Source organism: Hahella sp. CR1 (assembly GCF_029813005.1).
GTDB lineage: Bacteria > Pseudomonadota > Gammaproteobacteria > Pseudomonadales > Oleiphilaceae > Hahella.
In genome coordinates this window covers 1-20,844 of record NZ_JAPELK010000015.1, presented here as the reverse complement: position 1 = coordinate 20,844, position 20,844 = coordinate 1, and the positions used below count along the sequence as shown (strand labels likewise).

Genomic DNA, 20,844 nt, shown 5'->3' with positions numbered 1-20,844 from the left:
ATTTTGGGGTTAACCGGATCATCCAGGAACAAGGAAATATTATCGTAACAACAGTTATCGCGATAAGTTTAATTTCCTATCAGAACCATAGCGATTCACTATCCCTGAAACACAGCCCCGTCCTGAATAGAGTTGGCGCCTATTTCAGGACTGGATACCCAAATAAAAGACGAAAAAAAAGCCGGATAACCGGCTTCTTATAAAAGGAAACGCTCAGCTTAGTGCTTGGCTTCTTCCGCAGGAGCGGCTTGCTGCGCCTGTTGACGCTTCACGGCTTCCGCATAGATAGCGTCGAAGTTGACAGGTTGCAGCATCAATGCTGGGAAGCTGCCTTTAACCGCCAACATGTCGATGGTTTCACGAGCGTACGGGAACAGGATGTTCGGGCAGAAAGCGCCCAGAGTTTGCGCCAGTTGCTGCGGGCTCAAACCGTCGATCATGAATACGCCGGCTTGCTGCACTTCGATAACGAACGCAGTCTTATCAGCCAGTTTGGCGGTGATGGTCAGGGTCAAAACGACTTCCCACTGGTTGTCGCTGACTTTTTTGTTCTCGGTGTTCAGGTCCATATTGACCTGGGGCTTCCACTCAGACTGGAATACCGCCGGAGAGTTTGGCGATTCGAAAGAAAGGTCTTTCAGATAAATACGTTGCAGCGCGAATACTGGCTGCTTGGGAGCTTCTGCATTCTCAGACATGACTCTACCTTGATCTCTTTATATTGGTTTGCGGCTCGCAGCAGCGAACCCCCCTTGGTTAACTCGCGTCGGCGTGCGTCCGCAAACGCAGTAGCCATAGAAGCCGACACTTGTCGTTATTTTTCAATTATTCAGGAAGGGGAGACTGATTAGTCCGACGCTCCCGATTGCAGCAGCGCATCCAGCATGCCGGCGCGCTCCAGACCGTAGAGTTCGTCGCAGCCCCCCACATGTTCCTCACCGATCCAAATCTGCGGCACCGTGCGGCGACCGCTTTTCTGCATCATTTCCTGCCTCAGGGCGGCATTGAAATCAACTTTAATTTCTTCGAAAGACGCCCCTTTGGCCTCCAGGAGACGCTTAGCCCGGATACAATACGGGCAGAATTCCGTGGTGTAAATGGTCACGGGCTTGAACTGGGCCATAAAGGATACCGCTTAAAACGTCACTTCTATTACATATGGGCTTTTATTTTTTTGACAATGGCAAATTTGCATTACGCCATTCGACAATGCCGCCTGACAGACGCTGAACGCCTTTAACGCCAGCCGCCGCGAGCGCTCTGACCGCCATGCCGGAATGCTGCCCCATCTTGTCGGCGATGACGATGGTCTTGCCTTCGTGCTTCTTCAGTTCGCCGGCGCGTTCTTTCAGACTGGTGACGGGCATATGAATGGAGCCTTTAATCACGCCTTCCGCCAGATCCTTCTTCTCACGTACATCCACAATGACGGCTTCATCATTATTCATCAGTCTGACCACTTGCTGCGGAGACAGAGATTTACCACCGCGCAAGCGCTCAGTAAGAAGCAGAGCAACGGCCAAACCGACGAATAATGAGCTTAAAATCCAGTGATCGAGAGCAAATAAAAGATACTTCTCCATAACTCCGCCTTTTCTTTAGTAATCTTCTGGGGAAGCGTCGCCGCCCTGCTCCGCTTCGATGTCACAGCCCCCACATCGCGCGTCGGCGATGTCGATGACTTAAAATCTGTTCGCAATCGGCGCCTGTCTCCGCCTGAAAAGCCCGGGCATTATACACAGCCGCCATAGGTTTCAGAAGACAAAGCCCCGGCCGTGTGGCCGATTCCCAACGACAACTCACGAATAAACAATAACTATCAACTGCAAAGCAGTTTTAAATTTAAACTATCCATGCGAAACACAGTATGCTGGACCTAACGAAAATCCCAACCCCGCGCCCGAGCTGAAGCTAGGTGCCGTCTAGGCGGACAACGGATTCAGCCGTTTCTCCGATTGACGGCTTTCAAGACATGGGCGCTAATTACAAGTAGAATACTCGTAAAATTACTAATGGCGGACAGAAAATGACTGCAAAACGCAAACCTACAGCTTTACTCATTTTAGACGGTTGGGGATATCGCGAAGGCAAAGATTCGAACGCTATCGCCAACGCCAACACCCCATTCTGGGACCAGATATCCAGCCAAAACCCACATGTACTGATACACACTTCCGGCATGGCCGTGGGTCTTCCTGACGGTCAGATGGGCAACTCTGAAGTTGGCCACATGAACCTCGGCGCCGGACGTATTGTTTATCAGAATTTCACCCGTATCACCAAAGACATCGAAGATGGCGTGTTCGCTCAGAATCCCGTCATCAGCTCCGCCATTGATAAAGCGGTCAGCAAAGGCAAAGCGATCCATCTGCTTGGTCTGCTCTCTCCCGGTGGCGTGCACAGCCATGAAGATCACATTTTGGCGGCCTGCAAAGTCGCCAAAGAGCGCGGCGCGGACAAAGTCTTCGTGCACGCGTTTCTGGACGGCCGCGATACGCCGCCCCGCAGCGCGCAGCCTTCGCTGGAGCGCACCGATAAACTGCTGAAAGAACTGGGCTGCGGCCGAGTCGCCTCCATTATCGGACGCTACTACGCCATGGACCGTGACAACCGCTGGGATCGTGTGCAGTCCGCTTACGACCTGCTGACCCTGGGCGAAGCGCCTTATCACGCAGAAAGCGCAGTGCAGGCGTTGTCCGCCGCCTATGAGCGGGGCGAAGACGACGAATTCGTAAAAGCCACCCTTATAAAAGGAAGCGGCGATAACGACGCGGTTATCAATGATGGCGACGCCGTCATCTTCATGAACTTCCGCGCCGACCGCGCCCGCGAGCTGACCCGCTGCTTTGTCGAGCAGGATTTCGATGGCTTCGCACGCAGCAAGCTGCCCAAGCTGGCGGACTTTGTCATGCTGACGGAATACGCCGCCACCATTCACACCGCTTGCGCCTACCCCGCCACGGAGCTGACCAACAGCATCGGCGAGTACATGGCCAACCTGCATAAAACTCAATTGCGCATTGCGGAAACGGAAAAATACGCCCACGTCACTTTCTTCTTCAGCGGCGGCAAAGAAGCCATGTTCGAAGGCGAAGAGCGTATCTTGATTCCGTCTCCCGATGTGGCGACCTACGACCTGAAACCGGAGATGAGCGCGCCGGAAGTTACCGACAAACTGGTGGAAGCGATTAAGTCAGGCAAATTCGATTTGATCGTTTGCAACTACGCTAACGGCGATATGGTTGGCCATTCCGGCGTCTACGACGCAGCGATGAAAGCGGCGGAATGTATCGACCAGTGTCTGAAGCGCATCGCCGAAGCCCTGGATGAAGTTGGCGGCCAATGCCTGATTACCGCCGACCACGGCAACGCGGAGCAGATGGTGGACGAAAACGGCCAGCCGCATACGCAACACACCACTGGCCCAGTGCCGCTGATCTACATCGGACCAAAAGACATTTCCCTGAAAAAAGATGGCAGACTGTGCGATATCGCGCCCTCCCTGCTGGATCTGATGCAGCTGGAAAAACCGCAGGAAATGACCGGGGAATCCCTGATCGTTCCGAACTGATTGTCGAAATAATCCAGAGAGGGAGAACCGTTGAACGGCTCTCCCTCTTTTTCTTTAGACCGCTGACCTCTCTTTACCTTACCACCGGGTTTTGCGCCGCAGACCGAAACTCCTCTATACTTGCCGGGGCCAAATCCCGGAGCCTCCCCTTACAGAGGCGTACATAATTATTAATAAAAGAATTTTCATACCGATCGCATGCAGCTTAGCCGTATCGTCCTCTACGTTATCGCAGTTCTGATGCTTGCGCCCGCGGCCGCCGAGAATGTCAGGGCTGACAGCGGCTGGCAGGACCAGGGCGACCATGAAAAGAAGCTGAAGGAACTCAAGCGCGATATCAGCAAATTAAAAGACTGGATTCATGACGCCCAGGGTGAGCAAAGCGATCTTGAAAAAGAGCTGCGCGCCACCGAGGAAAAAATCCAGGATAAGGTCCGGGAAATCAACAAACTCCAAACCTCTATCAACGACACTGAAAAGCAGGTCGATGAGCTGGAGGACAAGGAGAAAGAGCATCTGGCCTCCCTTTCCCAACAGAAAGGCCTGCTCGCAAGACAGATTCAAGCCGCTTATGGCATGGGCCGCGAGCAAGGCGTCAAATTGCTGCTCAACGCGGAAGACCCCACCACCCTGCAAAGAATGCTGGCCTATTACGATTACCTGAATGTGGCCCGTGGCGAGCATATCGAAAAATATCGCCAGACTATCGAGGAACTGAAGCAGACCCGCGCGGAAATTCTCAAGCGCAACCAAGCGTTGTTGGAATCCCGCAATGCGCTGGCACTCAGCAAAGAAACGCTTGAGTCCAAACGCAAAGAGCGGGAAACGACGCTGGCCAAGCTCAACTCCAGCCTTAATTACAAGCAGAACGAATTGACCCGCATGCAGAAAAACCAGAAGCAACTGGAAACGCTGGTCAAGGAAGTGGAAAAGGCCATATCTAACTTAGAGTTAACCCAAGACTCTGTGCCTTTCTCCAAACTCCGTGCTAAATTACCCAAACCTACGAAGGGCGCATTGCAGCAGCTTCAAGGACAATCCGGCGGTGGTTTCAGACCGTCCGGGGTATTTTTCCAAACCCCACTGAACACCCCTGTTTCCGCCGTGCATCACGGACGCGTCGTGTTTGCGGATTGGCTGCGGGGCTTCGGCCTGTTGATGATCATTGATCACGGCGATGGCTATATGAGCCTGTATGGCTACAATCAAGCTTTACTCAAGGATACCGGCGATTGGGTTCGCAGCGGCGAGACCGTCGCCAGCGCCGGCAGCAGCGGAGGCCAGTCCGAAACCGGGCTATACTTTGAAATAAGGCATAACGGCAAGCCTGACGACCCTCTCCGATGGTTCAAGAAATAAAGGTGAATGCAGGGAATTTAATATGTTGTCAAAATTTACTCGAAATGCGCTATCCGGAATCATTCTCTCTCTCACCGTTGCCCCACATGGTTGGGCTGACGAGCCCCTGCAGGAACCCGAGACTCCCATCGACGACGTCAGCGTAACAGACGCGGCCACTGCCGAACGCGGCAATCTGCCTCTGGACGATCTGCGCAAATTTGCGGAAGTGTTTGACCGCATCAAACGCGCCTATGTGGAAGACGTCGACGACACCACCCTGTTGAATAACGCCATTCGCGGCATGTTGTCCGGACTTGATCCCCACTCCGCCTACCTGGAGCCCAGCGCTTTTGAAGACCTGCAGGAATCCACTTCCGGCGAGTTCGGCGGCCTCGGCATTGAAGTCGGACTGGAAGATGGCTTCATCAAAGTCATCACCCCTATCGACGATACCCCCGCGCAGAAGGCGGGCATCGGCGCCGGCGACCTGATTATCAAACTCGACAACAAAACTGTTAAAGGCATGACGCTGGAAGACGCCGTCAATATGATGCGCGGCAAGCCCGGCACCCCGATCAAACTGACCTTGGTGAAAAAAGGCGAAAACAGCCCCGTTGAGCTGGAAGTGTTGCGCGACGTCATTCGCGTCGCCAGCGTGAAAACCATGAACCTGGATAAGGGATACGGCTACATCCGCATCACTCAGTTCCAGGCGCAAACCGGCTCTGATTTCACTAAAGCGATCAACAAACTGAAAGAAGCTTCGCCGCAAGGTCTGAAAGGCGTGATTCTGGATCTGCGCAACAACCCCGGCGGCGTTCTGCAGGCGGCGGTCGACGTAGCAGACTCTCTGCTGGATGAAGGCCTGATTGTTTACACCGATGGCCGCATTAAAAGCTCCAAGCTGCGCTTTACGGCTACCCCTGGCGATGAGATCGCCGGCGCGCCGATGGTCGTGCTGATCAACGGCGGTTCCGCGTCCGCCTCGGAAATTGTCGCAGGGGCCTTACAGGACCACCACCGCGCTATCATCCTGGGCACGGAAAGTTTTGGTAAAGGCAGCGTTCAGACCGTGTTGCCGCTGGACGAAGAATACGGCCTCAAGTTGACCACTGCGCGTTACTACACCCCCAGCGGCCGCTCGATTCAGGCCCTTGGCATCGTGCCGGATATTCAGGTGCAGCGCGCCCAGATCACTGAAGAAGAATCACAACCGTTCTTCAAAGAGGCGGACCTGTCCGGTCACTTGGTCAACGAGAATGGCGAAAACGACGGCAAAACCGCCAAGCGGGATAGCAGCGTACAGGAAATCATCGCCAAGGACTTCCAGTTGCGTGAAGCGCTAAATCTGCTGAAAGGCCTCACTATCATGAAGGCGTCCGCGAAAGGCTGAACTGTTTGAGGTCTTCGCTAATCAACCTACTCCGCGCCGGCGTCAGGGCCGGCCTTCTCTTGCTCTTGACGCATTCCGCGGCGAAAGCGGAGGAAGCCGCTGACGCCACGCCGCCCCAAGCGGCGGTGACGCCTGCGATCATGCGTTCAGCCCCTCTGGAAGATCATCCGCCCACCATCGCCATCATCATCGACGATATGGGCAACTATCAGCACATGGGGGAGCGCGCCATACGCATTCCTGCTCCGCTGACGCTGTCATTTCTACCCTTCCGTCCTCATACCATTTCTCAAGCCAGGCTGGCTTACGCCGCCGGCAAGGAAATCATGCTGCACATTCCCATGGAGAACGTGAAGCGGATTCCCCTCGGAGCCAGCGGGCTGACCAGCGACATGAGCAATCAGGATATGGTGGTGACGTTCCGGCAGGCGATCAAGGCGATTCCATACGTGAGCGGCGTCAATAACCATATGGGCAGCGCCCTGACGCAAAACCGCGCCGCCATGAATCTGGTGATGGGAGAGCTGCAGGGCTATCCTCTGTACTTTGTCGACAGTCGCACCACGGCGTCCTCCATCGCGCACTCCGTTGCCGTCAGTCATTCGATCCCTACTCTGGACCGGGATGTTTTCCTGGACCATGTCATCAGCACCAAGGCCATCGACTTTCAGTTCAAACGCCTGCTGGACATCGCCCGCAAAAAAGGCACGGCCATCGCAATCGGCCATCCTCACAAAGAAACCATCGAATATCTGGAAAAAGTGCTTCCCTCACTGGGAGAGCAAGGCGTCGCCATCGCCACTATTAAAGGTTTATGGGCGATTCGCAATAACGCCCAGGACATGTTCCAGACCACGCCCCCGACGATTCTGGCGGAACGCCATCACGACAGCGAACCCAAGAAAAGCGTCAACTGAATCAGTTTGCTGGTTGATAGTGTTCGCTTAAGGCCGGATATCTATTTCAGTGATATAGATGCTGATAATGCGCCACCAATGAACGCAAGGTGGCGATCAGAGCTTTTCTATCGCCGTCCGCCAGCCAGGCGCCCACTTCCACTTCCTCGCCTTTACAGACGAACACCACACAGAGATGCCCATTGCGGCCGCCTTCCACCAGCACGATGCGCGTGTACCAACGGGGAAATGTCCAGGTGCGTTCCGGCTGCGCCATGCCTTTTTCAATGCAGACTTCCAGAGGAGTGATAAGGATCACTTCCTGCGAGGCGCAACGTTTACTGACCGCCCGCAGCATACCCGCCAAAAGCGCGAGTTCCAGACCGCAGAACGCCAGCACAGGCAGTGCGCCAAAGAAAGAAAAAGCGATGGATATAGTCAAGGCGACGCCGCCGACAGCAAAGAGGAAGACGCGGTTGCCTTTCCAGCCAGCGGAGTTATTGGGTTGCAGGATCAGCCGGGCGCAAGCGGCATTTTCTCCGGGGACGACGTCGAGCATATACAAACCTGTTCAGGAAATGCCGAAGCAGGGCCTGTTCACACATCAACTTCAACAAGCCAGGAGCTGTTCCTAAAAAAGTATATACCCGCTATTCAAAGCGCGACACTTTACCTTTGCAGTTCAGTGGTCGCGCAGGAATACGTCAGCGAAAATCAAATGCGCACTTCAACGCCCTGCTTGGCCATAAACGCTTTGGCCTCAGGGATGCTGTATTCGCCGAAGTGGAAAATGCTGGCGGCCAGCACGGCGTCGGCGCCGCCGTCTTTAACGCCATCGACCAGATGCTGCAGGTTACCTACGCCTCCGGAGGCGATCACAGGCACAGACACAGCGTCGCTCACCGCACGGGTCAGCGCCAGGTCAAAACCGTTTTTGGCGCCGTCGCGATCCATGCTGGTCAACAGGATTTCTCCCGCGCCGAACTCCACCATTTTTCTGGCCCAGACAATAGCGTCCAACCCGGTTGGCTTGCGACCACCGTGGGTGAATATCTCCCAGCGCTCAGCTTCGCCGGGCGCGGAGACTTTCTTGGCGTCGATCGCCACGACAATGCACTGACTGCCGAACTTGGCGGCCGCTTCACCGACAAATTCAGGAGTGAATACAGCGGCGGTATTAATGCTGACTTTATCCGCGCCGGCATTCAGCATGGTGCGGATATCCTCCAACTTACGAATGCCGCCGCCGACAGTCAGGGGAATAAACACTTGGCTGGCCATGCGCTCCACGGTATGCACAGTGGTGTCGCGGCCCTCATGGCTGGCGGTGATGTCCAGAAAAGTGATTTCATCCGCGCCCTGCTCGTCGTAGCGCTTCGCCACTTCCACTGGGTCGCCTGCGTCGCGGATGTCCACAAACTGAACGCCTTTGACCACTCTTCCTTTATCTACGTCCAAGCAAGGAATAATGCGTTTCGCCAAGCCCATGTTGTTACCTATGTGTCTGTCTGATACGGGTGTTCGTGTGCTGCGTTAGCCAATGGAGTCGCAGTACGTTTGCGCTTCGCGCAGATCCAGCGCGCCTTCATAAATGGCTCGTCCGGTAATTGCGCCGATAACGCCGCTGTCCGCCACTGTCGCCAGGCGACGAATGTCGTCCATGTTGGTGACGCCGCCAGATGCGATAACCGGTAAACCTGACTCCCGCGCCAGCGCCGCAGTAGCTTCCACGTTCACACCTTGCATCATGCCGTCGCGGGCGATGTCCGTGTAAACGATGGAGGAAACGCCCGCGTCGCGGAACTGTTTCGCCAGATCCACAGCGCTGACGGAACTGACTTCCGCCCAACCTTCCGTCGCGACCATGCCGTCTTTGGCGTCAATGCCGACGATGACGGCGCCCGGGAAAGCGCGACAGGCTTCTTCGACGAAAGCCGGCTCTTTCACCGCTTTGGTGCCGATGATGACGTACTTCACGCCCGCATCCAGATACTGTTCGATGATGTCCAATTCGCGAATGCCGCCGCCGATCTGAATGGGCAGATCCGGGTACGCTTTGGCGATGGCGGAGACGATTTCACCGTTCACTGGTTTGCCGGCGAAAGCGCCGTTCAGGTCCACCAGATGCAGTCTGCGAGCGCCTGCGTCGACCCATTGCGCGGCCATGGCCACGGGATCATCGGAGAATACGGTGGAGTCGTCCATGCGGCCCTGCTTCAGGCGCACGCACTTACCATCTTTCAAGTCTATCGCGGGGATTATAAGCATTGTGGTTCTCAGTCGTTCGGATGTCTGGCTGTAGGGAATGTTGCAGCCGCCACGATCAAGGACGGCCGTTCCAACGGGTGAAGTTCTTCAGTAACTGCAGCCCGGCGTGCTGGCTTTTTTCCGGGTGGAATTGCGCGGCGAAGATATTGTCGCGCGCGATGGCGGCGGCGAAATCCACGCCATAACGGCAGGTTCCCGCCACGACTTCCGGGTGGTCGCCCGCCGCATAATAGGAATGCACAAAATAGAAACGATCATTGTCGGCGATGCCGTCCCACATGGGGTGGTCAACGGTTTGTTTGACCTCGTTCCAGCCCATGTGCGGCACTTTCAGACGCTCGCCATTTTCAGTCAAACCGTAGCCGAAAAATTTTACGTCGCCGGGAAAGACTTTAAGGCAGTCGACGCCGTTGTTTTCCTCGCTGCGTTGCAGCAACACCTGCATGCCCACGCATACGCCCAGCATAGGGCGGCCGGAGGCGACTGCGTCGAGGATAATCCTGTCGAAGCCAAGGCGCACGATTTCGCCCATGCAGTCACGCATTGCGCCCACGCCGGGCACCAGTACGCGATCCGCCTCAGCGATGATCTTCGGGTCGGCGGTCACCAACACCCTCGCATCCGGCGCCACATGCTGCAACGCCTTCGACACCGAGTGCAGGTTACCCATTCCATAATCAATGACCGCGATCGTATTCATGCTTGGTATGACCGTTCCTGTTTTATTCGCTAAACGTAAAAAAGGCCGCTTTCATAGACGGCCCCTGGTTACGGAATTACAGCGCGCCCTTGGTGGACGGCATAATGCCGGCCATGCGAGGGTCCAGCTCCAGCGCCATGCGCAGTGCGCGACCGAAAGCTTTGAACACTGTTTCAATCTGGTGGTGAGAATTGCGTCCACGCAGGTTATCGATATGCAGGGTTACCTGAGCGTGATTCACAAAGCCCTGGAAGAATTCGTAGAACAGATCGACATCGAACTGGCCAATCATGGAGCGGGTGAACTCGACGTGCATTTCCAGGCCGGGGCGACCGGAGAAGTCGATCACTACGCGGGACAGGGCTTCGTCCAGAGGCACATAGGAGTGACCATAACGACGGATGCCTTTTTTATCGCCAAGGGCTTTGGCGACGGCTTGTCCTAAAGTGATGCCGATGTCTTCCACTGTGTGGTGGGCGTCGATATGCAGATCGCCTTTGGCGACGATATCCATATCAATCAGGCCGTGTCTGGCGACCTGATCCAGCATATGGTCGAGAAACGGCACGCCGGTTTCGAAACGGGCCTGACCGCTGCCGTCGAGGTTAATCTTGCAGGTGATTTGGGTTTCCAGCGTATTGCGGGTGACTTCCGCCTTGCGCTCCGCCATGCGTTACTCCAGCCAATGCAGAAAACGCGCATTATAGCGTGTAATCTCCGCTTAGCCTACAGCGCCGGGGACCGTCGCGGATAATCCGTCCGGTCCCACCGCATACACGCAGGTATCAGGAGGCGAATTCTTTTTGCAGGTTGTCCATATAGACGTCGACCAGAGAGTTAAACTCGTGTTTAACCACGGGGCTGATGGCCAGTTTCAGCAGACTTGGCAGAGGCAAAGTCAGTGAGCCTTTGGTCTGGAAGCGCGCTTCCACGCGACCGCCTTTATCCACCACGGTCCAGGAACCCTGCACTTCGCTGTTCCCTTCTCCTTTTATAGGCGCCCAGGTGATGCTGCCGCGTTCTTTATCTGCGCTGTACTGGCAGGCGTAAACAGTCTGGATAGCATGCTTGTCGACGCCGATCTTTTTCATTTCCCAGCGATAGGCGTTATCGCCCAGGTCCACCAACTGCTCCACTTTCGGAAAGTGGGATACGGAAGCCGGCACGTCGGCCAGCAAATCGAACACCCTGTCGTAACTGGCGGGTGTTTCGAAGGTTCGGCTGATTTCAATTGTGATGTTTACAGACACAAGCTATCTCCTTAAGACTGCACACTTTATTATCGGCGGGTTTTCATTGGTGTGGTTTATCAGGCGTAATCCTGTACACTCCGCGAAGTACTGTTCTATATATACGGATACGTCTTTATATACGGACACGTCTTTTATATACGGACGCGCTATCTAAGCGGCCGCTGCAACAGCGGGCGGGACGCGCTATCCGCCGGAGTACGCCCGACAAATCGATCCTTCAGGGCCCATAGTTTGCTACGCTAATTGCCACAAGTCTATCTACTTACATGAACAATCCGTCGAATCCCCAAAAAAAACAGCCTGTTACTCTATCCCATGATTCCGCCGGCGAGCAGGACGCCGCCACGGCGACAAACAGCTTCGCCGCGCGCCTGCTGACATGGTTCGACCAACATGGGCGCCATGACCTGCCCTGGCAAGATCCACGCACGCCTTATCACGTGTGGATATCGGAGATCATGCTGCAGCAAACCCAAGTCAGCACAGTGATTCCCTACTTCATCAAATTCATGGAGAGCTTTCCCACTGTCGCGACGTTAGCAGAGGCGGATCAGGATACGGTGCTGTCTCACTGGGCCGGTCTGGGGTATTACGCCCGGGCGCGCAACTTACATAAAGCCGCCAAGACTATAGTGGAGAAATTCAACGGAGAGTTTCCCCACACGCTGGAAACAATTCAGGAATTACCTGGCATCGGGCGCTCCACCGCCGGCGCGATTCTGTCCATGGGCTTCGGCATTCGTGCGCCGATTCTGGACGGCAACGTCAAACGCGTACTCTGTCGTCATGACGCCGTAGAAGGCTGGCCGGGGAAACGGGAAATTGAAGTCCGCCTGTGGGAGTTAGCGGACGCTTACACACCTGTCGAGCGAGTCACCGATTACACTCAGGCGATCATGGACCTCGGCGCCACCCTTTGCACCCGCAGCAAACCCGCCTGTAGTCGATGCCCCATGGAGGACACCTGCCAAGGGCTGGCGCAGGACTTGACGGACCAATTGCCAACTCCCAAAGCTGGTAAGAAGATCCCCACTCATGAGCGCTTTGTCCTGGTGCTGCAAAATGAGGACGGACACATTCTATTGGAGCGCAGACCGCCGACAGGCATTTGGGGTGGACTCTGGTCTCTGCCGGAAAGCGATAAGAACATGGACCTGCCGGACGCCCTGCAAAGCTGGAAAGAACAGAAGCATCTACAGTTGAAGCAATATGAGCTGGCGTCGCCGTTCCGCCACACCTTTTCTCACTATCATCTGATATTGAAGCCCATTATCGCTTCTACAGCCGACCTTGAGCGGCGGGAGGACGTTGCGTCCATCGTCGGCGAATCCGACAGCCAGTGGTTCGATCCGGAGCAGGAATTACCCGGCCTGCCCGCTCCTATAGAGAAGTGGCTCAGCCAGAAGTCGCTGGACAGGCAAAAGCGCCTGCTCTGACAGCTTTGTTATAATCGAACCTAATCACACTCAGATAATTGAAACTACACGAAACCCAATAAAGGATAAGCAACATGGCGCGAATGGTATTCTGCAAAAAGTATCAGCAAGAACTCGAAGGCCTCGCCCTGCCCCCCATGCCGGGCGCCCGCGGCAAGGAATTGTTCGAGACTGTTTCCAAGAAAGCATGGCAGGAGTGGCTGCAACACCAGACCATGCTCATCAACGAAAAGCGTTTAAACCTGATGGACCCGGACGCTCGCACCTACCTCACCGAGCAGATGGAGAAGTTCCTCAACAACGAAAATTTCGACGCAGCGGAAGGCTTTGTTCCTAAAGACTAAAAAATTAAAAAAATATGCTTGACCTTTTTTCTCCCAGAGGTTTAAATACGCGCCGTCGCCCAGATAGCTCAGTCGGTAGAGCAGGGGATTGAAAATCCCCGTGTCGGTGGTTCGATTCCGCCTCTGGGCACCACCATTCTAAAAGCCTGCATTTATATGCGGGCTTTTTTCGTTTCTAGCCCAAGAAAATCCACGCCAATAAAGAGCTTAGCAATTCAGACACCCGGCAAGCTCAACACACCCCCTGCCCTTTCAAAACCCCAAAAAAGTAAAAGAAACTAGCCCTTCTTCTTTTATTGTCACGGGTCGATGTGTCAACAAAGTGTCAACGCAAATTCACTATCGATACTCAAAAGCGCCTGATCGCCTCAATGTCTCATTTTTTAGCACCATTCCTACCCTCCTCTATTTAGGCTTTATAACAACCTAATAGACGCACTCATTCAGCCAACCGAAAGACTGCCTATCCATCTCCGGGAACTGGCATGGTGTGACCCCGAGTGAGCAGTACGGATAGGAGCTTTATCTGCAGTACATGCAGATGCTGTTGTCTCGCAGGAAAAGGTATTTGGTGATCAATGACTGCGTGTCTATTACGCCCCTCCTCAGAAGCGATGATGGTTGAGATCTCAGGGGTAGGCCGTCCCCTTTTTATCCTCACGAAACAACGACGCTACCACTGGCACTCCAGAGCATGCTGTTGTTGCAGATCAGCGTAGCCACTTTTTCTCGGAGATGGCTGGATAGGGACGATGTAGCCAACATTTGCTGAGTCCACCTACGTGCACTTAACGCCTCTGTAGCAGGCATTTTTTGTGCAGCGGAGTTTTGCAGTAAAGTGGCGCTAAGCAAAAAATGTCCTGTTGACAGACTTTTTAGGCTTTTGACTTTATGTACTCATTTACAAAACCTGAAAGCACGATCTTTTTTGCTTTTGAGAGATACCTCGAAACTAAATCAAATGGGTTAACTTCAAAGCTTGTACAAGAACCAACTTTCTCAGTAGAGATTTGTGATGGCGTTATTTTATACACCCAACCATCTTGTCCAGCCCGACCACCACTACTGAGTGGTCGTTAGTGTGCTTCAGTATCCAGAGTAGGTTTGATTAATATATTCGTCCCAAAACACATCTAAATAGAATTTCGTTTTTTAAATATATTCGCCAACTTGAAGATTAATTAAATACTCTTCAACCCCAGGCATGTACGACTGTGTATCGTAGATCATTGATACAGGATAAGTTCCTTCTAGACCTGATAGGGAATTAACTAGACTCTGCCAAACTCTCTCATTCGTCATGCGATAACTTTTGACGCCTAGCACCGACGATACGGACAAGAGTGGAATTCCAGCCCCGAAGGGGCTAACGTGCTTGTGATTGTTATAGCCTTTACTTGCATGAAAATACCACACTAAGCTGAACTGAAGTAGGATTTACAATATTTTTCTTTGCTGGATGAACTATTGATAAATGGACAATAGAACCGTTGACATCAATGAACAGGAACTGCCCAGATTTAGTCAGAGTATTCGCATCAGGATGCTTTATTCCATAGATACTACTGCTGTCTTGATACGCAATATCATAGGTTGAGTATTGCGTTTCAAATTCAGTATTTCCCCCAGAGCGAGAATATTCCTTCAATTCTACTTTCTCCTTTGAAATACGAAGATCAAGTAACCAGTCGGAATCCCCCTTCTCGGAAACAGCTGATAGTTTTGCAACCTGATCATTAAAGGTTACAACGTTAGTGCTTCCTCCAAGTGATTCACACTCTTTTAACTCAAGCGCCGACACACATCGAGCGGTCAGTAAAAATAAATATATAAAGTGTAATTTTTTCATCGATTATTTTGGCCACCCCCTGCATCTTCTTGTTAAACGCGAGCACATGATTTTAATTTTTTCCAGGTATAGCCTGAAGCATACCTTCAATAACTTTACTTAAGGGCGCTGTAAAAACTCCAGCCTTACCGGAACTGTATGCCTCAAACCACATTCCATAACCTTCACCAAAATGATCATCCTCACGCTCCCAATCTTGTTTCACATCCAATTTCGATGTCACGCAATCCAGTAAAGCATTAACATCATAAGGAAGATGAGATATAAATATCAAACTACCATCTGGAGCTTGGACTCCTGAAACTGAAATATGCACAATCACTCTTCCATCATCACTAGGCTCAATCAACTTGATCCATATTGTAGAAGAATCATCGCAATCTCGGGTTTTGTATTTCCAAACTTGACCTTCCTCCAGCGGCGATGCCAGATGCTGTTTTCCTTTTGGCTTACCGAGATGACTCCAGTCTATGTATGGAGATTTATCAGGCCAATGATGAAGCAAATACTGAGCACAAGCGGAGGATAAATTCTTTGCGCCTGTTTCTTCATAACACTTCACCAAGTAAACGAATGCGAGTGGACTATTAGGCTCAGCCACCGAAGATTGTTCAAAGAAAGGAATTGCCTCTGAGAATTTAAGCTCTTCAACAAGGCCTATGGCATAGTTGTCAAGGGCTTCTATATGTGTTGGCAAATATTCAAATGCTTGTTGATAGTGCTTACGAGAAATAGAAATTTCCCCAGCTCTATCCGCGGATATTGCGCGTCGGTATGATGCCTGGGCTTTAGAGATTAGCTCACCTAACTCATCCTCTGTCATTGCTTGAAATGGGCTACGATCAAGATTCACTTTATTTGAAAGTTGGTTCCAAAATTCGTTTGGATCACCAGGCTTTGACTTTCTAAACTTATCAAAAAACTTCATATAGATTCTTCCTAAAAACTATCTTTCTAGACTACGGTTGTAGATACGTTTAACAGCACCCTCATGATAGTCTGTTTACAATTAACCATCACATAACAGTGAAATAAGAAAGCGCCTGATTTAACTGTTCTGCTGACATTAAACTACCCGACTGATCATCGATAGCTACGCCATTATATTTAGTTATTAGAATTACTGCTGTAGTAAATGCTGATTGAGCCTCAATAGGATTCACGCCGAAACGAAGTTGATAAACAGTACCTTCACTAAATTTGAGAGGTACTACTGTTTTGAATGGTTCGGATAATTCTGAGACAGGAAACGAGTAAACTTCCACGCCAGCCTCCTGGCCATTCAGTTTCGCCGGAAGAAAGCCTGAACGTTCATTTAAAAATGTGTTTTTAGCGTATTCAATATTATACTCATTCTCCTTCGCGAATTGGTTTAGCTCATTCGTATTTGGTTCTACTCCAAGAGCCAGAACCACAAGTAAGCTCATTGACATGAAGAGCTCCTTTTAGAGAAGACATCTACAATGTATTACAGTGTGCTCGAGAGCAAGCCTGAACAAAGCGTAGGTTTTTCCCTAGGGCAGTTTTTTATGCATTAATCCAGTATTTCTCCACATTTCCAATAAACAGCTTTGCGCTTTCTTCGTTCCAGTAACGACCTTCCAGTTGCTTTTCTAGTCGCAGTACCATTGAAGGAGAATAAATAAGTTTAACACGCCAGCTAGTTAGGTATTTATTGTCTACGACAGTGCGAATAAACTTTCCTGATCTCTTACAAATACCTAAAACTTCGTACTTTCCCCAGCCTGGATCCCAGGCGCATGGTAATAGGTACACCTTTGTTCCCGGCGAAAATAGCGTTGTGCCTTTTATTACACCCTTTCCTCCAGGTCCGTAAGAAGTTTCTTTCCTTACATTCGCCATGACAGACCACAAAGGAGGATAAATTGGAGTTACATTATCATTCATGCTCTAAACATAAAGCCTTTAGGTGTGACTGGTACTGCGAGAGTGGGGCTTTGGTTTGGAATTTCGTGGCCATACCAAAACGGAGCGCAGAAGTAAAAGTAACTACGGTAAACTTCTTAGATTCATTAAGGTTTGTAATTTTAGTTACTTTTGTATTCACCCGTTAAATCTCCGTGCTCATCAATCTTCCACGCCCCTTTGATCCCTTCTGGCGGCACATCAACATCAGGGTCAAATTTCGGATCGGTTTCGTATATCCATCCATTGGGATGTTTTTTCTTCTTCTATCATTGCTTGTGAAAAATTTGGTTTTTCGTTCTGCTTATCCAAAACGCCCTCCATATCTTTTCCCAATAAAATATTTATTTAATGTTTTGGGATATGAATATAACGCCTGCAGCAGGAGTATATTTTTCATGCAGGGGAAGATGAACGAAAAATGGCTCGATCTGCCTGCACTTGTTAACCTATCAAACTTAGTAGTGAAGAAGCAGCCCAGGCTCCCAAAACTATTAATATAAAAAAACCACCCAGCTTAAAGGTCATTTCTCCCCACTTAGAACTTAATTCCTTTTCCTCTATAAATCTTGCGACCACTCTTGTCGTTCCCTCTGGTATATCAAGTGCTTCCGATATAGAGCGAGGCTCGTTTGTGACACTTCTCCTCTTTACAGAGTGCGTTTCTGTAAGCCCTAGGAATTTATTTTCTGCGTCAGAATAAGATAGCTCACAATCAAATGAAGAATAATTAGACTTTTCATCAATTCTTATTCGAGCTTGAAAGTGTGGTATTGATTGAGGCCCTACATGCGGATTAGAAGAACAAACGATATCACGAATAACATATTCCACCACTTCAAGACTTTGGATATCGCCACCTATTTCTACTTTCACAATACGAACCCATTTAAGTTAACATTTGTATATCACGTATACGCGCTTTTCCATTCCAACTATTTGAAGATAGTTCCTCAAACCCACTTATTCCAGAGTAAAGGTACTGAAAAGTCAAACCATCTCATTTACGAAATACCGTGCGTCCGCACATACACTTTACTTAGGGGCTCGTTATCACAACAAGCAAGAACTCAAGTTATTGAATAGAAGCACTTTTCAGGACAACATCATTTGAAAAACAAGCCATTCGGCACGACAAAACGAGCGAGCATCTTGACTGCAAGCGCAAGTCGCCCCCCCCCTACGAGAGGCGACTTTTTCTCTCACTTACAATTCAAAACGCCTCAAAAATTTTCAATAGATGAATTTCAGCACTTAGGAGCCTGCCCGCCCAGCATGAGGGCTGCCCTGTTTTCCGACTTTCCCTACACTAAGTTTTTTGCAAAACCCGCAGGCGTGAGGAGGAGTGAATTTTCGTTCCACAAAAGCTTGCGGACTGTAGCGAGACGACAGCATGGCTTTTGGGCGGATGAAAATTTGGGGGCTGTACAGTTAGAGAAGGGCACAGTACTTGCCCGAAAGCAGACGTCAGAGAGAAATGCTACCTTTTTATTTAACATTAAATGGCAATAGACCGCTTTCGGCCATAAGCGGATATTAATAGTTTTTTACTCTGACCTAAAATTTTCCTGCCTACCAACCCCCAGGAACGGGCACTCCTTTCATCACATTCAATGCGAGGCTTAATACTGGTTGAAATTTCAGCATATCTCTGAATTCTCTAGAAGCATGCTAATTTTACCGATACCACTGGCTCGATTTGTCATCTTGTTCTATTAGAAAAATTTAGGAATTCAATAATCTAGATACAGGCCCATTTAAATAACGGGACCAAGTGGGTAAGATATATGCGCATGCTCGTTTTTCCAGTGAGCCACAAGAGCCGATTTCAATGAATTTCCAATGGAATCATGGAACTGGCGAAAGTATCTTTAAAAACCAAAATTGAGAAACGCGCATGCACGTTATACAAATATTAGATTTTTCCAGTAGTAAAAAAATGGAGTTATAAAATGAAAGTAGTAAAAAGCACATTTGCTGTATTATTAGTTTTATTATCAACGTCAGCATACAGCCTGACCATCAATGAAAATGATGCAATTAATATAAATGGTAGTGAATCAATGGTTTACACACATGACCAATCTACCCTGACTGCAATGCCAGATTCTGATATTAGCTGGCTTTATGCGTATGACAACTCCACCATAAATATAAATGGTGGAGAAACTAGCTGGCTCTTTGGTTATCATAATTCAACTATCAATATCTCGGCTGGCGATATTTCTTGGCTTAAAGTTTTTAATAACAGTGAAACCAATATCACCTATCTTGATAATCTAAGCTGGCTTGAGGTTTATAACGATGCGGTAGTAAATATTTATGGCTCTAACTTTTCGTATTCCAACAGTCATCTTTCAGGCAACTGGGCAAATGGAAATTCATTTTCTTTTTGGGCTTTAGGTAATATAGATAACATCGTTCTGCATGCTGTTCCTGAGCCATCGACTTTTGCTTTGCTTGTCTTGGGGATGGGGTTATTGGTCCGAAATAGAAAAATCTAACAAGTGCAGCTTGCCGGACTTGGGTAAACTGTCACCTTTTCGCGCTGCGCGGCAAAAAGCCGCCAGTTTACTCAAGCCGCAACTGCAGACGTTAACGGTACAAAAGCGGATTCAACCAATAATTGCAACAGGAACAATGGCCGCTTTGGGTCGGCGGCGGCCAGGTTCAGGTTATCCGCCGCTGACAGATTGGTGCACACTGCGCCGGATTGCTGCTACATGAAAATGGACTGCATTGACAGCTTGGAAGTGGGGAGTCTTCGACGGGATTAGTTTGCTCAGCTTAGCTGCTGAGTACAAAGGGACTGAAAACACCCGAGCGTTAGCTCAAAGGTGTTTTCAGTATTGATCCGATAGCTGATTTAACTCTTTTTACCTTGGCTAGAGTGTTTAGCCTCCATCTCAGCAGCCTGCTCCATTAACTTAAGCATTTCTTCTTCGGTCGTGGCTGCGTTCATTTTATTGTGGTGTTTATCTTGCTCGGATTTAGGAACTTGTTGGTCTGAGTAACTAAGCCTGCGTAGCTCAACCAGGTTCTTGCAATATTCCTCCCACTCCGCGTCTTGCTCTGGTATCGTCCACTTCAAAGGATTGAGTGTTTTAGAGATTTTTGCGCTGGAGTGAGTGCACTTAATGTGCTCCAACTCATTAAGTGCGGAAGGCGATAGCTCGATCTTAACGCTGGATATGATGTTTTCTACAAGCTCGTAGAGCGGTTTGGGCGACACCATTGCGTCTTTCTTCGAGAGCTCTCCCGGCTCATATTGCAAAAGATGAAAATATATAAAGACGCAGACTTCATGATCAACCGGGAAAGCATATATAACCTTTCGGTCATCGCCACTGGTCACAGGCGTCACTTCAAATGTCACAGCATGTATTGGATGGCGACTATCTGGTTTCCAGTGAACCGGCGCATCAAATTTGCTGCGTCCATTCGAAACCAAGTGACCATATTCAGTAGTTAAAGCATCCGTTATGAACTGCTGAAAATGGTCAGGCCTTAATAGCGAAAAGTCTTTGCTTGACGGGGTAATTCTCTGAACCGAGACAGTAGCGTCCACTTGGGCGGCATAGCCGGTAAACGCCTGTCCTCGAAAAGCCCAGCAACGCCGTAAAGGAACTATATATCTTAGTTCTTTATAGCAGGCTTCCTCACCAATCTTTCTACGGTCAGTTTCGTATAGGTTACTGTCAAATAAGTTATATTCGCCAGAAGGAGAAATATATTCTTCATAGAAGCCATCAGGAAGATGGCGGTTCATTAAAAAGCTGACTTTAGTTCCTGACAAGGAAACCTGAATAGCTTCAGCCTTTGAAAAATCTGGTCCTATTGGGATACAAGGACGCTTTTTTCGGAGCT

22 protein-coding genes and 1 tRNA gene are annotated in these 20,844 nt (G+C 50.3%); 8 read left to right on the top strand and 15 right to left on the bottom strand.

Translation table 11 applies throughout. The annotated features are described in order from the left end of the window. Positions 1-218 precede the first annotated feature (218 nt). The 3 genes from secB to ONV78_RS26860 all read right to left on the bottom strand — a co-directional run bounded on the left by secB (position 219) and on the right by ONV78_RS26860 (position 1,583). Positions 219-698 (bottom strand): protein-export chaperone SecB, encoded by a 480-nt coding sequence (secB, locus tag ONV78_RS26870; protein ID WP_011395294.1) that lies wholly within the window; start codon positions 696-698, stop codon positions 219-221. Positions 699-847: 149 nt separating this feature from the next. Continuing rightward, positions 848-1,123 carry a glutaredoxin 3 gene (gene grxC, locus ONV78_RS26865; RefSeq protein ID WP_127973106.1) on the bottom strand — a complete coding sequence of 92 codons (276 nt, stop codon included), beginning with the start codon at positions 1,121-1,123 and terminating at the stop codon, positions 848-850. A gap of 43 nt (positions 1,124-1,166) precedes the next feature. Then, positions 1,167-1,583 (bottom strand): rhodanese-like domain-containing protein, encoded by a 417-nt coding sequence (locus tag ONV78_RS26860; protein WP_279507586.1) that lies wholly within the window; start codon positions 1,581-1,583, stop codon positions 1,167-1,169. Between the two features lie 443 nt (positions 1,584-2,026). Between ONV78_RS26860 and gpmI the strand changes: the two genes are divergently transcribed. The 4 genes from gpmI to ONV78_RS26840 all read left to right on the top strand — a co-directional run bounded on the left by gpmI (position 2,027) and on the right by ONV78_RS26840 (position 7,222). Further along, on the top strand, positions 2,027-3,571 hold the full coding sequence (gene gpmI, locus ONV78_RS26855) for a 2,3-bisphosphoglycerate-independent phosphoglycerate mutase (protein WP_279507584.1): 1,545 nt from the start codon (positions 2,027-2,029) through the stop codon (positions 3,569-3,571). Between the two features lie 240 nt (positions 3,572-3,811). After that, positions 3,812-4,930 carry a peptidoglycan DD-metalloendopeptidase family protein gene (locus ONV78_RS26850; protein WP_241566869.1) on the top strand — a complete coding sequence of 373 codons (1,119 nt, stop codon included), beginning with the start codon at positions 3,812-3,814 and terminating at the stop codon, positions 4,928-4,930. A 22-nt stretch (positions 4,931-4,952) separates the two neighbouring features. Beyond that, complete coding sequence (locus ONV78_RS26845; protein WP_279507583.1) at positions 4,953-6,305, top strand: S41 family peptidase; 1,353 nt, start codon at positions 4,953-4,955, stop codon at positions 6,303-6,305. Between the two features lie 59 nt (positions 6,306-6,364). Then, the gene (locus ONV78_RS26840; RefSeq protein ID WP_279507582.1) at positions 6,365-7,222 is read left to right on the top strand and encodes a divergent polysaccharide deacetylase family protein; all 858 of its coding nucleotides are present in this window, start codon (positions 6,365-6,367) and stop codon (positions 7,220-7,222) included. Positions 7,223-7,268: 46 nt separating this feature from the next. Here ONV78_RS26840 and ONV78_RS26835 read toward each other — a convergent pair whose 3' ends face one another. From ONV78_RS26835 to ONV78_RS26810, 6 genes are all read right to left on the bottom strand, one after another. Further along, positions 7,269-7,760: a DUF2244 domain-containing protein gene (locus ONV78_RS26835; RefSeq protein ID WP_279507581.1), complete on the bottom strand. Its 492-nt coding sequence runs from the start codon at positions 7,758-7,760 to the stop codon at positions 7,269-7,271. 155 nt (positions 7,761-7,915) lie between these two features. Further along, complete coding sequence (gene hisF, locus ONV78_RS26830; protein WP_216738610.1) at positions 7,916-8,689, bottom strand: imidazole glycerol phosphate synthase subunit HisF; 774 nt, start codon at positions 8,687-8,689, stop codon at positions 7,916-7,918. 45 nt (positions 8,690-8,734) lie between these two features. After that, positions 8,735-9,469 carry a 1-(5-phosphoribosyl)-5-[(5-phosphoribosylamino)methylideneamino]imidazole-4-carboxamide isomerase gene (gene hisA, locus ONV78_RS26825; protein WP_127973113.1) on the bottom strand — a complete coding sequence of 245 codons (735 nt, stop codon included), beginning with the start codon at positions 9,467-9,469 and terminating at the stop codon, positions 8,735-8,737. Positions 9,470-9,524: 55 nt separating this feature from the next. After that, on the bottom strand, positions 9,525-10,169 hold the full coding sequence (hisH, locus tag ONV78_RS26820; protein ID WP_279507579.1) for an imidazole glycerol phosphate synthase subunit HisH: 645 nt from the start codon (positions 10,167-10,169) through the stop codon (positions 9,525-9,527). Positions 10,170-10,245: 76 nt separating this feature from the next. Then, positions 10,246-10,839, bottom strand: coding sequence for an imidazoleglycerol-phosphate dehydratase HisB (hisB, locus tag ONV78_RS26815; RefSeq protein WP_011395282.1), 594 nt, complete (start codon positions 10,837-10,839; stop codon positions 10,246-10,248). 115 nt (positions 10,840-10,954) lie between these two features. Continuing rightward, entirely contained in the window at positions 10,955-11,419 is a 465-nt protein-coding gene (locus tag ONV78_RS26810; protein ID WP_279507575.1) for an SRPBCC family protein, read from the bottom strand. 269 nt (positions 11,420-11,688) lie between these two features. Here ONV78_RS26810 and mutY point away from each other — a divergent pair, with 269 nt between their 5' ends. The 3 genes from mutY to ONV78_RS26795 all read left to right on the top strand — a co-directional run bounded on the left by mutY (position 11,689) and on the right by ONV78_RS26795 (position 13,335). After that, positions 11,689-12,858 carry an A/G-specific adenine glycosylase gene (gene mutY / locus ONV78_RS26805; RefSeq protein ID WP_279507573.1) on the top strand — a complete coding sequence of 390 codons (1,170 nt, stop codon included), beginning with the start codon at positions 11,689-11,691 and terminating at the stop codon, positions 12,856-12,858. Between the two features lie 74 nt (positions 12,859-12,932). After that, positions 12,933-13,202, top strand: a complete 270-nt coding sequence (locus ONV78_RS26800) for an oxidative damage protection protein (RefSeq protein ID WP_011395279.1) — start codon at positions 12,933-12,935, stop codon at positions 13,200-13,202. 57 nt (positions 13,203-13,259) lie between these two features. Next, positions 13,260-13,335, top strand: a tRNA-Phe gene (locus ONV78_RS26795). A gap of 1,260 nt (positions 13,336-14,595) precedes the next feature. Here ONV78_RS26795 and ONV78_RS26790 read toward each other — a convergent pair. The 5 genes from ONV78_RS26790 to ONV78_RS26770 form a co-directional block, all read right to left on the bottom strand. Next, positions 14,596-15,051 carry a hypothetical protein gene (locus tag ONV78_RS26790; RefSeq protein ID WP_279507571.1) on the bottom strand — a complete coding sequence of 152 codons (456 nt, stop codon included), beginning with the start codon at positions 15,049-15,051 and terminating at the stop codon, positions 14,596-14,598. A 52-nt stretch (positions 15,052-15,103) separates the two neighbouring features. Beyond that, complete coding sequence (locus ONV78_RS26785; RefSeq protein WP_279507568.1) at positions 15,104-15,979, bottom strand: hypothetical protein; 876 nt, start codon at positions 15,977-15,979, stop codon at positions 15,104-15,106. 88 nt (positions 15,980-16,067) lie between these two features. After that, positions 16,068-16,484, bottom strand: coding sequence for a hypothetical protein (locus ONV78_RS26780; RefSeq protein WP_279507566.1), 417 nt, complete (start codon positions 16,482-16,484; stop codon positions 16,068-16,070). Between the two features lie 94 nt (positions 16,485-16,578). Further along, positions 16,579-16,959: a hypothetical protein gene (locus ONV78_RS26775; RefSeq protein ID WP_279507564.1), complete on the bottom strand. Its 381-nt coding sequence runs from the start codon at positions 16,957-16,959 to the stop codon at positions 16,579-16,581. A gap of 462 nt (positions 16,960-17,421) precedes the next feature. Further along, the gene (locus tag ONV78_RS26770) at positions 17,422-17,853 is read right to left on the bottom strand and encodes a hypothetical protein (protein WP_279507562.1); all 432 of its coding nucleotides are present in this window, start codon (positions 17,851-17,853) and stop codon (positions 17,422-17,424) included. Positions 17,854-18,929: 1,076 nt separating this feature from the next. On the opposite strand from ONV78_RS26770, the gene ONV78_RS26765 reads away from it, so the two are divergent. Next, entirely contained in the window at positions 18,930-19,481 is a 552-nt protein-coding gene (locus ONV78_RS26765; protein WP_279507560.1) for a PEP-CTERM sorting domain-containing protein, read from the top strand. 362 nt (positions 19,482-19,843) lie between these two features. Here the strand turns inward: ONV78_RS26765 and ONV78_RS26760 are convergent. Further along, the coding region (locus ONV78_RS26760) for a hypothetical protein (RefSeq protein WP_279507559.1) at positions 19,844-20,844 on the bottom strand (1,001 nt) is incomplete at its 5' end.

Excerpts from the sequence above, each read along its gene's own strand:
- secB (WP_011395294.1), bottom strand. The coding sequence starts at position 698 with ATGTCTGAGAATGCAGAAGCTCCCAAGCAGCCAGTATTCGCGCTGCAA.
- grxC (WP_127973106.1), bottom strand. The coding sequence starts at position 1,123 with ATGGCCCAGTTCAAGCCCGTGACCATTTACACCACGGAATTCTGCCCG.
- ONV78_RS26860 (WP_279507586.1), bottom strand. The coding sequence starts at position 1,583 with ATGGAGAAGTATCTTTTATTTGCTCTCGATCACTGGATTTTAAGCTCA.
- gpmI (WP_279507584.1), top strand. The coding sequence starts at position 2,027 with ATGACTGCAAAACGCAAACCTACAGCTTTACTCATTTTAGACGGTTGG.
- ONV78_RS26850 (WP_241566869.1), top strand. The coding sequence starts at position 3,812 with ATGCTTGCGCCCGCGGCCGCCGAGAATGTCAGGGCTGACAGCGGCTGG.
- ONV78_RS26845 (WP_279507583.1), top strand. The coding sequence starts at position 4,953 with ATGTTGTCAAAATTTACTCGAAATGCGCTATCCGGAATCATTCTCTCT.
- ONV78_RS26835 (WP_279507581.1), bottom strand. The coding sequence starts at position 7,760 with ATGCTCGACGTCGTCCCCGGAGAAAATGCCGCTTGCGCCCGGCTGATC.
- hisF (WP_216738610.1), bottom strand. The coding sequence starts at position 8,689 with ATGGGCTTGGCGAAACGCATTATTCCTTGCTTGGACGTAGATAAAGGA.
- hisA (WP_127973113.1), bottom strand. The coding sequence starts at position 9,469 with ATGCTTATAATCCCCGCGATAGACTTGAAAGATGGTAAGTGCGTGCGC.
- hisH (WP_279507579.1), bottom strand. The coding sequence starts at position 10,169 with ATGAATACGATCGCGGTCATTGATTATGGAATGGGTAACCTGCACTCG.
- hisB (WP_011395282.1), bottom strand. The coding sequence starts at position 10,839 with ATGGCGGAGCGCAAGGCGGAAGTCACCCGCAATACGCTGGAAACCCAA.
- mutY (WP_279507573.1), top strand. The coding sequence starts at position 11,689 with ATGAACAATCCGTCGAATCCCCAAAAAAAACAGCCTGTTACTCTATCC.
- ONV78_RS26800 (WP_011395279.1), top strand. The coding sequence starts at position 12,933 with ATGGCGCGAATGGTATTCTGCAAAAAGTATCAGCAAGAACTCGAAGGC.
- ONV78_RS26790 (WP_279507571.1), bottom strand. The coding sequence starts at position 15,051 with ATGAAAAAATTACACTTTATATATTTATTTTTACTGACCGCTCGATGT.
- ONV78_RS26785 (WP_279507568.1), bottom strand. The coding sequence starts at position 15,979 with ATGAAGTTTTTTGATAAGTTTAGAAAGTCAAAGCCTGGTGATCCAAAC.
- ONV78_RS26780 (WP_279507566.1), bottom strand. The coding sequence starts at position 16,484 with ATGTCAATGAGCTTACTTGTGGTTCTGGCTCTTGGAGTAGAACCAAAT.
- ONV78_RS26775 (WP_279507564.1), bottom strand. The coding sequence starts at position 16,959 with ATGAATGATAATGTAACTCCAATTTATCCTCCTTTGTGGTCTGTCATG.
- ONV78_RS26765 (WP_279507560.1), top strand. The coding sequence starts at position 18,930 with ATGAAAGTAGTAAAAAGCACATTTGCTGTATTATTAGTTTTATTATCA.